Source organism: Falsigemmobacter intermedius, assembly GCF_004054105.1.
In the GTDB taxonomy this organism is placed as follows: Bacteria; Pseudomonadota; Alphaproteobacteria; order Rhodobacterales; family Rhodobacteraceae; genus Wagnerdoeblera; species Wagnerdoeblera intermedia.
In genome coordinates this window covers 1-13,112 of record NZ_SBLC01000001.1, presented here as the reverse complement: position 1 = coordinate 13,112, position 13,112 = coordinate 1, and the positions used below count along the sequence as shown (strand labels likewise).

Sequence of the window (13,112 nt, the reverse complement as noted above, 5' to 3'; positions counted from 1 at the left end):
CCCGCTCATGCGTTCTGAACGACTGACTGCCGCGCTCAACAGCGGCGCTTTCGCCTGGCCCGAAGAGGGCCGTGTTCTCATCCTGCGCCCGCGGGCTGAGGATTATTTTGATGGCATTCCTGCAGATCGCCTGCAGGTCGTCACCGGCTTCCGCCCTGATTTTGATGCGTTTTCCGCCCGCCGTATCCCGGTGGCTGCGAAGGTGGAGGGCGCGTTTTCGGCCGCGCTCGTCTGCGTGCCGCGGGCGCGGGATCTGTCGCGGGCCATGCTGGTTGAGGCTGTGGCTGCTCTGCCCGAAGGCGCGCCGGTCTGGGTCGATGGTCAAAAGACCGACGGCATTGAATCGGTGCTGAAAGACCTGAAAGGCGCAGGCCTTGCGCCGGGTGAGGCCTATTCCAAGGCCCATGGTAAGATCTTCATGTTCCGCGCGGCCCCCCTGCCGCAGGACTGGGCGGCGCAGGATCATCAGGTGGATGGCTTCATCACCCGTCCTGGGGTGTTTTCTGCCGATGGCATCGACCGGGGCTCGGCGCTGCTGGCCGCGGCGCTGCCGGAAAAGCTGCACAGCCGTGTGGGGGATTTCGGCGCGGGCTGGGGCTATCTCAGCTCTGAGGTGCTCAAGCGCCCCGGCGTGCAGGATTTGCATCTGATTGAGGCAGAGGCTGAGGCGCTGGACTGCGCACGCCGCAACATCACCGACCCGCGGGCGCAGTTCCACTGGGCCGATGCCACGACCTTTAAGGCGGAGGTGCCTTTCGGCGTCATCGTCTGCAACCCGCCCTTCCATACCGCTCGCGAGGCCGATCCGAAGCTTGGCATCGCCTTCCTGCAGGCGGCGGCGCGCAATCTGACCACCTCAGGCACGCTCTGGCTGGTGGCCAATAAGCAGCTGCCCTATGAGCCGGAATTGCAAAAGCTCTTCCGCGAGGTGGAGATGATCGGCGGCGACAACAGCTTCCGTCTGTGGCGGGCGTCGCGCCCCATTCAGGGCAAGGGCGCGAAATGAGCCTCTCGGTCGCCGGCAAAGTCGCGATCGTGACGGGTTCGGCGCATGGCATCGGGCGGGCCATCGCCCGCCATCTTGCCGACCGGGGCGCGCGGGTGATGTGCGCTGATTTTGACGAAAAGGGCCTCATCGCCGAGCTTGGCGAAGAGGCTTACTCCGAGGGTCCGGTGCGCTGGTTTGCCGGGGATCTGCGCAAAAAACTCAGCATTTCCAACCTGATGTCGGCCACGGTCGATGCCTTTGACCGGATTGATATTCTGGTGAATGCCAGCCGTGCGACGGCGCTTTCTGATCCTTTGTCGCCGGAGGAGGATCAGGTTGAAGAGATGCTGTCGCAAAACCTGATGACGGCGCTGCGGGTGAGCCAGATGGCGGCGCGGCGGATGATTTTGCAGGCGGCTGCGGATACCGAAGGGGCGGCTCCGGCGGGGACGATCATCAACCTGTCGTCGGTGACGGCGCGGGCCACGCGCCCTGAGCTTTTCGGTTATTCGGTTGCCTGTGCGGCCATTGAGCAGATGACCCGTTCGCTGGCTCTGGCCCTGGCGCCGTCGCGGATCCGGGTGAATTGTGTTGCGCCCGGCTCGGTCATGTCGGCCAGTCTGCAGAGCGCTTTGCGCAGCGATCCGGACTGGCGCGAAGAGATCCTTGCGGGTACGCCGCTCGGCCGGATCGCGGCACCTTCTGAACTGGCTGAAGTGGTGCAGTTTCTGGCCTCAGATGCCTCTGCCTTTATGACGGGCCAGGTTCTGACGCTCGATGGCGGGCGCAGTCTTCTCGATGTGGTGGCCGCGCCCGGTCACTGATTATTCCGGGAACTGCGCGCGGCAGGCGGCGATCACCGGGCTGGCTGCGGCCTGGAGCTGGCGCTGCTTCACCTTCATGGACTGCAGCTTCGCGCGCTCAGCATCGAGGTTGACCGAGAGGGGGCGGGTGACCGTATCGGGCACCGCACGCCAGCACATGCGCGGCTCGGGCGCGGCGCCTTCTTTGCGGGGGCGATACCAGCCGCATTGTTCCCAGCTCATCCGGGTGGTTTCCACATCGACCAGGGCATAGCCGCGGCTGAGGGTGGCCTCGGATTCGGCGATCAGGCTGTTGAGCGTGCGCAGATCCTCAGTCCCGCGGCGGATGCAGCGTTCCTGCGGCGTGCCACAGGCCGCCACCAGGGCGGGCAGGGCGAGAAGGGCGAAACGGGCAAAGCGAAGAGCCATGGTGCAACCTCAGTGCAGATCGGGGCTGAGTGTGGGCCCGGGCGGGGAGGCTGTAAAGGTGAGGGGCCATCAATTTTCAGGGCGCGGCGGTCTGAGCCGGCTGCACAGGGATAGCGGCGCGGAAGCGGGGCTGTTAAACCGGGGGCAGTACAGCCCCGGGGGATTTCATGACCGCATCTGTTTCTGACCTGCCATCCGGCGCGGCTGAGGCGCAAAAGGCTCAGGCCGCTGCCTGGTTTCGCAGCCTGCGTGACCGCATTGTGGCGGCTTTTGAAGATCTTGAGGACCGACATACCTCTGGTCCGGGATCCGAGCTGCCTGCGGGCCGTTTTGAGGTGACGCCGACCAGCCGTGCCAATGATGGCGGTGGCGGCATCATGAGCGTGATGCGGGGCGGCCGGGTCTTTGAGAAGGTGGGTGTGAACTGGTCTGAGGTGCATGGCACCCTGCAGCCGCGGGCGCAGAAGGCCATGGCAGCGCGGGGCGTGCCGGGGATGGCAGAAGATCCGCGCTTCTGGGCCAGCGGGATCTCTCTCGTCGCGCATATGCGCAATCCCAATGCGCCGGCGGTGCATATGAACACCCGGATGTTCTGGACCCCCCATGCCTGGTGGTTCGGCGGCGGCGCCGACCTGAACCCGGCTCTGGAATTTGCGGAAGACACCGCGCATTTTCATGCGCAGATGAAGCAGGCCTGCGATGCCCATGATGCGGGCTATTACGACCGCTTTAAGGCCTGGGCGGATGAATATTTCTTCATTCCCCATCGTGGTCGTGCGCGCGGCGTGGGCGGGATCTTTTACGACGATCTGAACACCGGCGACTGGGAAGCGGATTTTGCTTTCACCCGTGCGGTGGGGGAGGCCTTCCTGCCGGCCTTTGTGCCGCTGGTCGACCGCCGTCGGGAAAGGGCTTTTGGTGAGGCAGAGCGCGAGGCGCAGCTGGTGCACCGCGGGCTCTATGCGGAATATAACCTGGTGTATGACCGCGGCACGAAGTTTGGTCTGGAGACCGGGCATGATGCCAATGCGGTGCTGATGTCGCTGCCGCCGCTGGCGAAATGGATCTGACCGCGCCTTTGTGGTGAGCGCCGGGGGCTTCGCGCCCCCGGACCCCCGCGGAGTATTTTCCAAAAAGCCAAAATCAGGCGCGTTTAGCGGCAGGTGTTCTTGAGCATGGACCGGGGGGGCGGCTTGGGCTAAGCCTTGCGGCAAATGCTCTGGCTGCAGGAAATATCATGTCGTCTCATGCCACGCCCGTTCCGATGACTGCGCACCGCTCTGGCCCCCTCAAAGGGGTGGCGCAGGTGCCCGGGGATAAGTCGATCAGCCATCGTGCGCTGATCCTGGGCGCCATGGCCATTGGCGAGACCCGGATCACTGGGCTTCTGGAGGGCGAGGATGTCATCGACACCGCCAAAGCCATGCGTGCCTTCGGGGCGCAGGTCGAGCGTGTGGGCGAAGGCGAATGGGTTGTGAACGGCGTGGGCGTCGGTGGCTTTTCCGAGCCTGCGGATGTGATCGACTGCGGCAATTCCGGCACCGGCGTGCGGCTGATCATGGGGGCCATGGCCACCACGGGGATCACGGCGACTTTTACCGGGGATGGATCGCTCAGGAAGCGGCCGATGAAGCGGGTCACGGATCCGCTGGCGCTTTTCGGGGTGCAGAGTGTCGGGCGTTCGGGCGGGCGGCTGCCGATGACCATCGTGGGGGCGGCGGAGCCTGTGGCGGTGAGCTATGAGGTGCCGGTGCCCTCGGCTCAGGTCAAATCGGCGGTGCTGCTGGCGGGGCTGAATGCGCCCGGAGAGACGGTGGTGATTGAGCGCGAGCCGACGCGGGATCACTCGGAGCGGATGCTGGCGGGCTTTGGGGCGCAGATCAGCACGGAGGTGCGTGCCGACGGGGCGCGGGTAATCCGACTGCAGGGGCGGCCGGAGCTGAAGCCGCAGGTGGTGGCGGTGCCGCGCGATCCCTCATCGGCGGCTTTTCCGGTTTGTGCGGCGCTGCTGGTGCCGGGATCGGATATTCTGGTGCCCGGTGTTTCGCGCAATCCGACGCGGGATGGTCTGTTCCTGACGCTGATTGAGATGGGTGCGGATATCACCTTTGAGAACCCCCGCGAAGAGGGCGGTGAGCCGGTGGCGGATCTGCGGGTGCGTTACAGCGGTGCGCTGAAGGGGATTGAGACGCCGGAAGAGCGTGCGGCTTCGATGATTGATGAATTTCCGGTGCTCTCCGTCGTGGCGGCCTGTGCGACGGGCAGGACCATCATGCGCGGCGTGAAAGAGCTGCGCGTGAAGGAAAGCGACCGCATTGATGCCATGGCGCGCGGGCTTGAAGCCTGTGGCGTGACCATTGAGGAAGATGAGGACACGCTGATCGTGCATGGTATGGGCGAGGGCGGTGTGCCGGGGGGCGCGACCTGTGCCACCCATCTTGATCACCGGATTGCCATGTCGTTTCTGGTGCTGGGGCTGGCCGCGCAAAGCCCGGTCTCGGTGGATGACGGGGCGCCGATTGCGACCTCTTTCCCGGTCTTTGAGCCGCTGATGGCAGAGCTGGGTGCAAAGATCACCCGCGGCGGAGTGTGAGCTGATGAGCCGTTTCTGGAGCCCAGCCGTTCACGCACTTGAGCCCTATGTGCCGGGGGAACAGCCCAAAGGTCAGAGCTTTATCAAGCTCAATACCAACGAAAACCCGTATGGTCCCTCGCCCAAAGCCCTGGCGGCCATGGCTGGGGCGGGGGGCGATGCGCTCAGGCTTTATCCCGATCCGGTGGCGGCAGATCTGCGTCGGGTGATTGGCGGGGCCTTTGGCCTGAGTGCGGATCACGTCTTTGCGGGAAATGGCTCGGATGAGGTTCTGGGCCATGCCTTTGCGGCGTTTTTCCGCGACAAAGGGCCGGTGCTTTTTGCGGATGTGACCTATAGCTTCTATCCGGTCTGGTGTGATCTGCATGGCATTCCCTATCGCCGGGTGGCGACGGATGCGGATTTCAACATCCATATCGCGGATTACACCGGCGAGTGCGGCGGGGTGATCCTTGCCAATCCCAATGCGCCGACCGGGATCGCGCTGCCGCTGATTGAGGTGGAGCGTCTGCTGCGCCAGCACCCGGATGTCGTGGTGCTGGTCGATGAGGCCTATGTGGATTTCGGGGCCGACTCCGCGGCTTCGCTGATTGCGAAATACGACAATCTGCTGGTGGTGCAGACGCTGTCGAAATCGCGCAGTCTGGCCGGGCTGCGCGTGGGCTTTGCGCTTGGCCAGCCGCATCTGATTGAGGGTCTGGTGCGGATTAAGGACAGCTTTAACAGCTATCCCCTGGGGCGTCCGGCGCTGGCCGGGGCCGCAGCGGCGCTTGAGGACCGCGCCTGGTTTGATGAGACCCGGGCCAGGGTCATGGCGGATCGTGACGCGATGAGTGCGGGGCTGCGGGAGCTTGGGTTTAAGGTGCTGCCCTCGCAGACGAATTTCATCTTCGCCTCACATCCGGGGCGCGATGCGGCGGATCTGCTGGCTGAACTGCGGGCGCGGGGCATTCTGGTGCGCCACTTCCGCTCGGAAAAGATCCGCAACTGGCTGCGGATTTCAGTGGGCACGGCAGAAGAATGCCAGGCACTGGTCACCGCGATGGGTGAGATTCTGGCGGCCTGAGGCAGCGTGATAGCCAAAAGAAAAAGCCGGGAGAGATCCCGGCTTTTTGCATTGCGAAAGGCTGAAGCGCAAAGGCTTATGGAGTGCGGCTTACGGGTTGCGCACGCGCACCGCACCGGTTCCGCCCAGGGCTGCACCCGCGACCGCGCCCACAGGGCCTGCAATCACAGCGCCGGTCGCAGCGCCGGTGGTGGCACGGGTGGCGGTGTTGGGCCCGCAGGCCGCGAGCGCGAGGGTCATCGCGCAAAATACGCCGGTCAGGGCACGGGTCATGACAGCTCTCCTGCAGTTTCATTCAATCGCAGGGGTAACGCCGCACCCCACCCTGACGGTTCCGAAAAAACTGAGAGGCCGCGGGGACCTCTCAGAGTGGTCGGATCAATAGACGACCACGGCGCGGATCGATTCGCCTTTGTGCATCAGATCGAAGGCCTCGTTGATGCGCTCAAGCGGCAGGGTATGGGTGATCATCGAGTCGATCTCGATTTTGCCGTCCATATACCAGTCGACGATTCCCGGAACATCGGTGCGGCCGCGCGCGCCGCCAAAAGCGGTGCCTTTCCAGACGCGACCCGTCACAAGCTGGAACGGACGGGTCTGGATTTCCGCTCCCGCAGGGGCCACGCCGATCACGATGGACTGGCCCCAGCCACGATGGGTGCACTCCAGCGCATCGCGCATCACCTGGACGTTGCCGGTGCAGTCAAAAGAGTAATCCGCGCCGCCGATCTGATCGAAGGGGGTTTTGGTCATCTCAACGATATGCTGGACGATTGAGCCCTCGATCTTCTTCGGGTTCACGAAATGGGTCATGCCGAACTTGCGGCCCCAGTCTTCCTTGCTGTCGTTCAGATCGACGCCGATGATCATATCAGCCCCGGCCATTTTCAGGCCCTGAATGACGTTCAGGCCAATTCCGCCCAGACCAAAGACCACCGCCTTCGCACCGATTTCCACCTTGGCGGTGTTCAGCACCGCGCCGATGCCGGTGGTGACGCCGCAACCCACATAGCAGACTTTGTCGAAGGGCGCGTCGTCGCGGATCTTCGCCAGCGCGATTTCAGGCACCACGGTGTGGTTCGCGAAGGTCGAGCAGCCCATGTAGTGATGGATCGGCGTGCCGTCGAGCATCGAGAAACGGGTGGTGCCGTCGGGCAGCAGACCCTGCCCCTGGGTTGAGCGGATCGAAGTGCAGAGGTTGGTCTTGCGTGACAGGCACGAGGGGCATTCGCGGCACTCGGGCGTGTAAAGCGGGATCACGTGATCGCCCGGCTTCAGCGTGGTGACGCCTTCGCCGACTTCGATGACAACGCCCGCGCCTTCATGGCCAAGGATCGCCGGGAAGATGCCTTCCGGGTCTGCGCCCGAGAGGGTGAATTCATCGGTGTGGCAGATGCCGGTGGCTTTAATCTCAACCAGAACCTCGCCCTTCTTCGGGCGCTCAAGGTTTACCTCCATGATCTCAAGGGGTTTGCCGGGGGCCACGGCAACGGCGGCGCGGGTGCGGATCATGGGTTCACTCCTTCAGAAACAACAAAATTGAACGGGCAGGGGAGACAGACGGGAAAACCCGTGGCAGTCTGACCTGCAGCCTGCCGGGGTATTGCTCCGGAACCGCAGCGCGATGCAACACAGGAGGGTGGAAATTGCTGAGGAAACTGAAAGTGCTGCCGATCGTGGCTCTTCTGGCGCTTCCGGGCTGTCTGGAACAGCAGGTCGCCACGCCGGGGCCGCTGAAGCTCGATGACTGCGGCGCGGCGGGATACGGCGGGCTGGTGGGCACACCGCTGAGCCGCCTTGACGTCTCAGCCGTCAAAAGCCCGGTGCGGGTGCTGGCACCCGGTTCGGTGATGACGATGGATCTGCGTCATGATCGCCTGAACATCGAACATGATAAACGGGGCACCATCACCCGCGTTTACTGCGGCTGATCCCCGGCGCGGCAGGCCCCTCGCGGGGCCTGCGGACGGGTTCATTTGCTCAGGCGGTAGCCTTCGTGGCAGGATTTGCAACTCGCAGCGACCGGGCCAAGAGTGCTTTTCAGCCCGTCGAGGGAGGCGGTGTTCAGCGCTTCCGCCGCCGTCACCAGATTTTCAGCCTTCGCGCTGAAATCGTCAAAGGTCTCCCAGATCGCGGGGGCGGCTTCAGCAACGGGATCGGTCTCGGGTGCCTGAAAGCCTGGCACGATCTGCGCTGCGGCGCCGGCCATGGCGGACCTGGCCTCGGTGGCGCGGGCGGCGTCGAAGGTGGTCTTGCCCGAGGCCATATCGCCCAGCGTTGCCATGCTGCCGCGGATCACCTGCATCGTGTCCATCCGTGCTTTGACCGCCGGATTGGTAACGCCGTCTTTGGCAAAAGCAGGAAGCGCCAGCAGCACAAGGCTGAGGGCGGAGATCCGGGTAAGTGATTTCATAGGCCTGAACTCCACGCGTAAATCCTGTGCTGAGACGCACCGCGCGGCAGTCTGACATGCAAAAGCCCCTTCTGCGAAGGGGCTTTTGTTCACAGCTCTGTCAAAACCCAGGGGCTCAGACCGGAACGAAGAGGCCGCGCTCGGCGTCGTATTGCTCAAGCGAGCCTTCACCGATCGAGGTCCAGAGGCCGTGAAGCGTCAGTTCTTCGGCTTCGACGGCGGCGCGCACGAAGGGGAAGGACATCAGGTTTTCAAGGCTGACCAGAACGGCCTGCTTTTCCAGGGCATCGACCTGTTCGTCCTGGGGCAGATGGATCACGCGCTCATAGCCGGGGCGCAGAATATCCATCCAGCGGCCGACGAAGCTCGATTTTTCTTCAAGCGCCGGGGCATGGCCTGAGCACATGTCGTGGCAGCCTTTGACACCGCCGCAGTTCGAATGCGCCAGAACCACAACATGCGCCACTTTCAGCGCGGTGACGGCATATTCCAGCGCCGCAGATGTGCCGTGGTGGTTGCCGTCATCCGTGAAGGGCGGCACCAGGGCTGCGATATTGCGGTGGATGAAAAATTCACCTTCATCGGCACCGAAAATCGAGGTGACATGCACACGGCTGTCGCAGCAGGAAATGACCATGGCTCTGGGGTGTTGTCCCCCCGTCGCCAGACGCTTGTACCAGGCCTTATTGTCCTGCCAGGCGGTGGCGCGCCAGCCATGGAAACGCTGGACGAGATAGGTCGGAAGCAGTTTCGCTGTCATCTGAGATCCTCTTGATGCCCCTCAGATACTGCCGCAGCCCGAAAAATTCGAGAGATTTTTGGGCCGGGGCCTCATCATTCCTTCAACTTTCCAGCGGCAGACTGTCACGGGTGATGGTGAAAACACGTGGGTGTGACTGTGGCGGGCGGAGAAATTATCCGGCTCAGGATGCGGGAGCGGCTTTTGCCCGATCCCGTCTGGGCAGGTCCGGCGGAAATTGTGCGCAATGCCTTTCCGGACGGATATGAAGAACTGCAGGCATTGGCGCGGGCGCTGCTGCGCTGCTGGCTGCGTGAGGATTTTCGCGGCTTTGATGCCGGGCTCAGGCGGGTGATGCGGCTTGCGCCGGATCTGGGGCTGCCGCTGATTGCAAGGGTCGCGGCGGATGTGCGGCACTGCCTGCAGCTGCGGGATGCAACGGCGCTTTCCTCCACCTGGGCGCGATTGTCGCGGCTGCTCGATCAGGCCTCTGACTGGCACGACTGAGGCTTGCAGCCCATCGCCAATCGGCTCACTCTGGGCGGGCCTGCAACCGGAGTCCTCTCATGGCCGAAAACCGTCTCAGCTTTGCCCCTGCCGGAACCCCGGCGCGTCCGCTTTTTCTTGTGACGCCCGAAGGGTTTGCAGAGTTTCTGGCCCGTCAGCCCGAGGGGGTCCAGGCCTGGCTCTCCGCGCAGAACTTCACCGGCGGCTCCGGTGATCCGGTGCTGTTGCCCGCTGAAGGCGGGCAGATCAGCGGTGCGGTTCTGGGTCTGGGGGATGCGCGCAGCCGCGCCCGCAGCCGCTTTGCCGTTGCCCGCGCCGCCGCCCGCCTGCCCGAGGGGGCCTGGCGGCTTGAGGGTGAGCTGAGCGCTGAGGCCCGCGATGAAGCGGCGCTTGGCTGGCTGCTGGCGGGCTACCGCTTTGACCGCTACCGCAGTGCAAAGCGCCCGGCGGCGCAGCTTGTGGCCCCGGAAGGCACCGAGGCCGCCCGCCTCGAACTCATCGCCAATGCTGAGGTGCTGACCCGCGATCTGATCAACACCCCCGCCTCAGACATGGGCCCCGATGAGCTGGAGGCCGCTTTCCGCGCCCTCGCTTTCGCCCATGGAGCGGATGTGACTGTGATCCGCGGCGATGATCTTCTGGCGCAGAATTTTCCGATGATTCATGCCGTTGGCCGCGCGAGCCCGCGCGCGCCGCGCCTTCTTGACCTTCGCTGGGGGGCAGAGGGGCCGCAGGTCACCCTGGTCGGCAAGGGCGTCTGCTTTGACACCGGCGGGCTGGATCTGAAGCCCTCGTCGGGCATGCTGAACATGAAAAAGGACATGGGCGGTGCGGCCACTGTCATGGGGCTGGCGCAGATGATCATGGGCGCAGGCCTGAAGATCCGCCTGCGCGTTCTGGTCCCGGCGGTGGAAAATGCGGTCTCTGGCAACAGCTTCCGCCCGCGTGATATCCTGACCGCCCGCAACGGGCTGACCGTTGAGGTGAACAACACCGATGCTGAGGGTCGCCTGGTGCTGGCCGATGCACTCGCGCTCGCGGTCGAGGAAAGCCCTGATCTGCTGATCTCCATGGCGACGCTGACGGGGGCTGCGCGGGTGGCGCTTGGCCCCGATCTGCCGCCCTTCTACACCGATTGCGCCGATCTGGCCGCAACCCTGTCAGCTGCGGCACAAAAGGTGCGCGACCCGCTCTGGCAGATGCCCTTCTGGGACGCCTATGAGCCGATGATTGAGCCTGGCATCGCCGATCTCGACAATGCGCCCTCGGGCGGCATGGCGGGCTCGATTACCGCGGCCCTCTTTCTGCGCCGCTTCGCGGGCGAGGCACGTTATGCGCATTTCGACATCTTCTGCCATCAGCCCTCTGACGCGCCCGCCCGCCCGAAAGGCGGCATCGGCCAGGGCGCGCGTGCGCTTTTCGAAGCTCTTCCTGACCTTGTGAAAGTCTGACCAGTGGACCGCCGTCTGACGCCGTTTTCCGGCACCAAAGCCCATATCTCGCTGCTTGGCAAAGTAGAGGCCCAGGCCTTTACCGAGGGCCACCCCGCCCGGCTGATCGCCGGGGTGACCGATCTTCTCAAAACGCCCGGCGGTGACCGCGACCGCCAGGTGCTTTACGGAGAGCGCGTGTTGGTGATCGATCACCAGGACGGGCTGGCCTTTGTGATGGCCGATAAAGATGGCTTCTGTGGCTGGCTGCCCGAGGCGGCACTCGGCCCCGATCATCCGGTCACCCACCGGGTGAAAACCGGCTTCAGCCAGCTTTATGAAGGCCCGAAGGTCCAGGCCCGCGATCTGGTGGCGCTGCCTTTTGCGGCCCTGGTCGAGGTGCTGGAAGAAGAGGGCAAATTCGCCCGCACGCCGGAAGGCTATGTGCCCCTCGCCCATCTGGAACCGGTGGAGACCCTTGCCTCAGATCCGGTGAAAGTGGCCGAAAGCTTCCTTGGCACCCCCTATCTCTGGGGCGGCAACAGCCGCGGGGGCATCGACTGCTCGGGTCTTGCCCAGGCGGCCATGCTGGCCTGCGGCACCCCCTGTCCGGGCGACAGCGATCTGCAGGCCATGGCAGGCACAGAGGTCGCCCCTCAGGATCTGCGCCCCGGTGATCTGGTCTTCTGGAAAGGCCATGTCGCGCTGGTCTCAGGCCCTGATGAGATCATCCATGCCACCGCCGCCTATATGGGCTGTGTGCGCGAAAAACTCTCTGCGGCTGAGGCCCGCATCCTGGCAGAGGGCTACGGCCCGATCACTCACCGCCGCCGCCTCTCGAACCGCTGAGCCCGCGCAGATATTCGCGAAGCACCTTTTCCAGCCGTGCGCCCCCCTGCGGGGCCACGGCTTTCGTCTGCTCATGTGAAATGACCTCACTGGCATCAAGCCCCGCGCCCATATTGGTGATGACCGAAACCGCCCCCACCTTCAGCCCCAGAAACCGCGCCAGGATCACCTCCGGCACCGTCGACATCCCCACGGCGTCCGAGCCAAGGATTTTCGCTGCCCGGATTTCCGCCGGGGTTTCAAAATTCGGCCCCGAAAACCAGCAGTAAACCCCCTCCGGAAGCGCCACGCCCACCGCATTTGCGGCGCGTTTCAGATCGCGGCGCAGACCGGGGTCATAGGCATCAACCATATTCACAAACCGCGCCTCTGATTCCTCGCCGATCAGCGGCGAGCGTCCCTTCAGGTTGATGTGATCTTCAATCAGCATCAGCCCGCCCGGAGGAATATCCCCGCGCAGCGAGCCTGCGGCATTGGTCAGGATCACCCGATCCGCGCCAAGCGCCTTCAGCACCTCCAGCGGACGGCGCATGATATTGGCGCGGCCCTCTTCATAGTAATGCGCCCGTCCGCCGAAGATCGCGACCGATACCCCCTCCAAGTCTCCGATCACCAGCCGCGGCACATGCCCCGAGACACCGGTTGCCGGAAACCCCGGAAGGCTCGAATAGGGAATCGCCACACCCTCTGCGGCCTCTGCCAGATGGCCTAAACCTGAGCCGAGGATCAGCCCCAGTTCCACCCGCCGCCCGCCGCTGCGCTGGTCAATGATCGCCAGGGTCTGCTCCACCGCCTGTCCTCCCCTGTCTGACAGCCAATTCCGAAAGGCTGCGCCTGTCGGAGAGCTTTGTCAAAGAATTGCGGAGGAAAGTCGGGAAAGGATGGTGACCCCGAGTGGATTCGAACCACCAACCTGCCCCTTAGGAGGGGGCTGCTCATTAAGACCCTTATCACAAACTACCCAAAACTACCGTGCACGTTCACATACTGATAGGCGCCGCCTCGGCATCAGTTTCTTCGACGACCTATCGCACTACCAGTTGTCATTCTCGTTGATCGAACGAGCAACTTAAGGGGGCACTCCGCTTACTCCAGCACGTTAGAGTTTGGAGGGGAGGTTAGGGCCAAACAGCTTAACGTACGGTAGGGGCGTCCGAGCCCTTTTGTCCAGGTCATCTCAACGGTGATGAGTCTGTTAGACGTAGACTGATGATCTCACAATGAGGTGCAGCCGGCTCTGATGTTGTAACCGCCCCCCGACGGCATCTTTGTGCCAAGGTGGGATCGTCATAATC

General features: G+C 63.8%; 15 protein-coding genes. 9 read left to right on the top strand and 6 right to left on the bottom strand.

All coding sequences use genetic code 11. From position 1 onward, the window contains the following. The first annotated feature begins 7 nt into the window (after positions 1-7). Positions 8-1,006 carry a class I SAM-dependent methyltransferase gene (locus EP867_RS00075; RefSeq protein WP_128486182.1) on the top strand — a complete coding sequence of 333 codons (999 nt, stop codon included), beginning with the start codon at positions 8-10 and terminating at the stop codon, positions 1,004-1,006. After that, positions 1,003-1,812 (top strand): SDR family NAD(P)-dependent oxidoreductase, encoded by an 810-nt coding sequence (locus tag EP867_RS00070; RefSeq protein WP_128486181.1) that lies wholly within the window; start codon positions 1,003-1,005, stop codon positions 1,810-1,812. Before EP867_RS00075 ends, EP867_RS00070 begins: the two co-directional genes overlap by 4 nt. Here the strand turns inward: EP867_RS00070 and EP867_RS00065 are convergent, their stop codons facing one another. Further along, positions 1,813-2,220, bottom strand: coding sequence for a hypothetical protein (locus tag EP867_RS00065; protein WP_128486180.1), 408 nt, complete (start codon positions 2,218-2,220; stop codon positions 1,813-1,815). 167 nt (positions 2,221-2,387) lie between these two features. Between EP867_RS00065 and hemF the strand changes: the two genes are divergently transcribed. From hemF to hisC, 3 genes are all read left to right on the top strand, one after another. Then, positions 2,388-3,290, top strand: a complete 903-nt coding sequence (gene hemF / locus EP867_RS00060; protein ID WP_128486179.1) for an oxygen-dependent coproporphyrinogen oxidase — start codon at positions 2,388-2,390, stop codon at positions 3,288-3,290. Between the two features lie 167 nt (positions 3,291-3,457). Next, the gene (gene aroA, locus EP867_RS00055; protein WP_128486178.1) at positions 3,458-4,813 is read left to right on the top strand and encodes a 3-phosphoshikimate 1-carboxyvinyltransferase; all 1,356 of its coding nucleotides are present in this window, start codon (positions 3,458-3,460) and stop codon (positions 4,811-4,813) included. 4 nt (positions 4,814-4,817) lie between these two features. Beyond that, complete coding sequence (gene hisC / locus EP867_RS00050) at positions 4,818-5,879, top strand: histidinol-phosphate transaminase (RefSeq protein ID WP_128486177.1); 1,062 nt, start codon at positions 4,818-4,820, stop codon at positions 5,877-5,879. Positions 5,880-5,969: 90 nt separating this feature from the next. Here hisC and EP867_RS00045 read toward each other — a convergent pair whose 3' ends face one another. Next, the gene (locus EP867_RS00045; RefSeq protein WP_124963529.1) at positions 5,970-6,152 is read right to left on the bottom strand and encodes a hypothetical protein; all 183 of its coding nucleotides are present in this window, start codon (positions 6,150-6,152) and stop codon (positions 5,970-5,972) included. Between the two features lie 105 nt (positions 6,153-6,257). Further along, entirely contained in the window at positions 6,258-7,388 is a 1,131-nt protein-coding gene (locus tag EP867_RS00040; RefSeq protein ID WP_128486363.1) for an S-(hydroxymethyl)glutathione dehydrogenase/class III alcohol dehydrogenase, read from the bottom strand. 137 nt (positions 7,389-7,525) lie between these two features. Here EP867_RS00040 and EP867_RS00035 point away from each other — a divergent pair, with 137 nt between their 5' ends. After that, complete coding sequence (locus tag EP867_RS00035; protein ID WP_164888718.1) at positions 7,526-7,810, top strand: I78 family peptidase inhibitor; 285 nt, start codon at positions 7,526-7,528, stop codon at positions 7,808-7,810. Positions 7,811-7,851: 41 nt separating this feature from the next. Here EP867_RS00035 and EP867_RS00030 read toward each other — a convergent pair whose 3' ends face one another. Continuing rightward, positions 7,852-8,292 carry a c-type cytochrome gene (locus EP867_RS00030; protein ID WP_128486175.1) on the bottom strand — a complete coding sequence of 147 codons (441 nt, stop codon included), beginning with the start codon at positions 8,290-8,292 and terminating at the stop codon, positions 7,852-7,854. 115 nt (positions 8,293-8,407) lie between these two features. Continuing rightward, positions 8,408-9,052, bottom strand: coding sequence for a carbonic anhydrase (locus tag EP867_RS00025; protein ID WP_128486174.1), 645 nt, complete (start codon positions 9,050-9,052; stop codon positions 8,408-8,410). 126 nt (positions 9,053-9,178) lie between these two features. Here EP867_RS00025 and EP867_RS00020 point away from each other — a divergent pair, with 126 nt between their 5' ends. The 3 genes from EP867_RS00020 to EP867_RS00010 are packed head-to-tail and all read left to right on the top strand — an operon-like array spanning position 9,179 to position 11,817. After that, positions 9,179-9,538: a hypothetical protein gene (locus EP867_RS00020; RefSeq protein WP_128486173.1), complete on the top strand. Its 360-nt coding sequence runs from the start codon at positions 9,179-9,181 to the stop codon at positions 9,536-9,538. 59 nt (positions 9,539-9,597) lie between these two features. Continuing rightward, positions 9,598-10,989, top strand: a complete 1,392-nt coding sequence (locus EP867_RS00015) for a leucyl aminopeptidase family protein (protein ID WP_128486172.1) — start codon at positions 9,598-9,600, stop codon at positions 10,987-10,989. A gap of 3 nt (positions 10,990-10,992) precedes the next feature. Next, complete coding sequence (locus EP867_RS00010; protein WP_128486171.1) at positions 10,993-11,817, top strand: C40 family peptidase; 825 nt, start codon at positions 10,993-10,995, stop codon at positions 11,815-11,817. Here EP867_RS00010 and EP867_RS00005 read toward each other — a convergent pair. Continuing rightward, on the bottom strand, positions 11,786-12,607 hold the full coding sequence (locus tag EP867_RS00005; RefSeq protein ID WP_128486170.1) for a purine-nucleoside phosphorylase: 822 nt from the start codon (positions 12,605-12,607) through the stop codon (positions 11,786-11,788). The genes EP867_RS00010 and EP867_RS00005 overlap by 32 nt on opposite strands. Between the last annotated feature and the right edge of the window lie 505 nt (positions 12,608-13,112).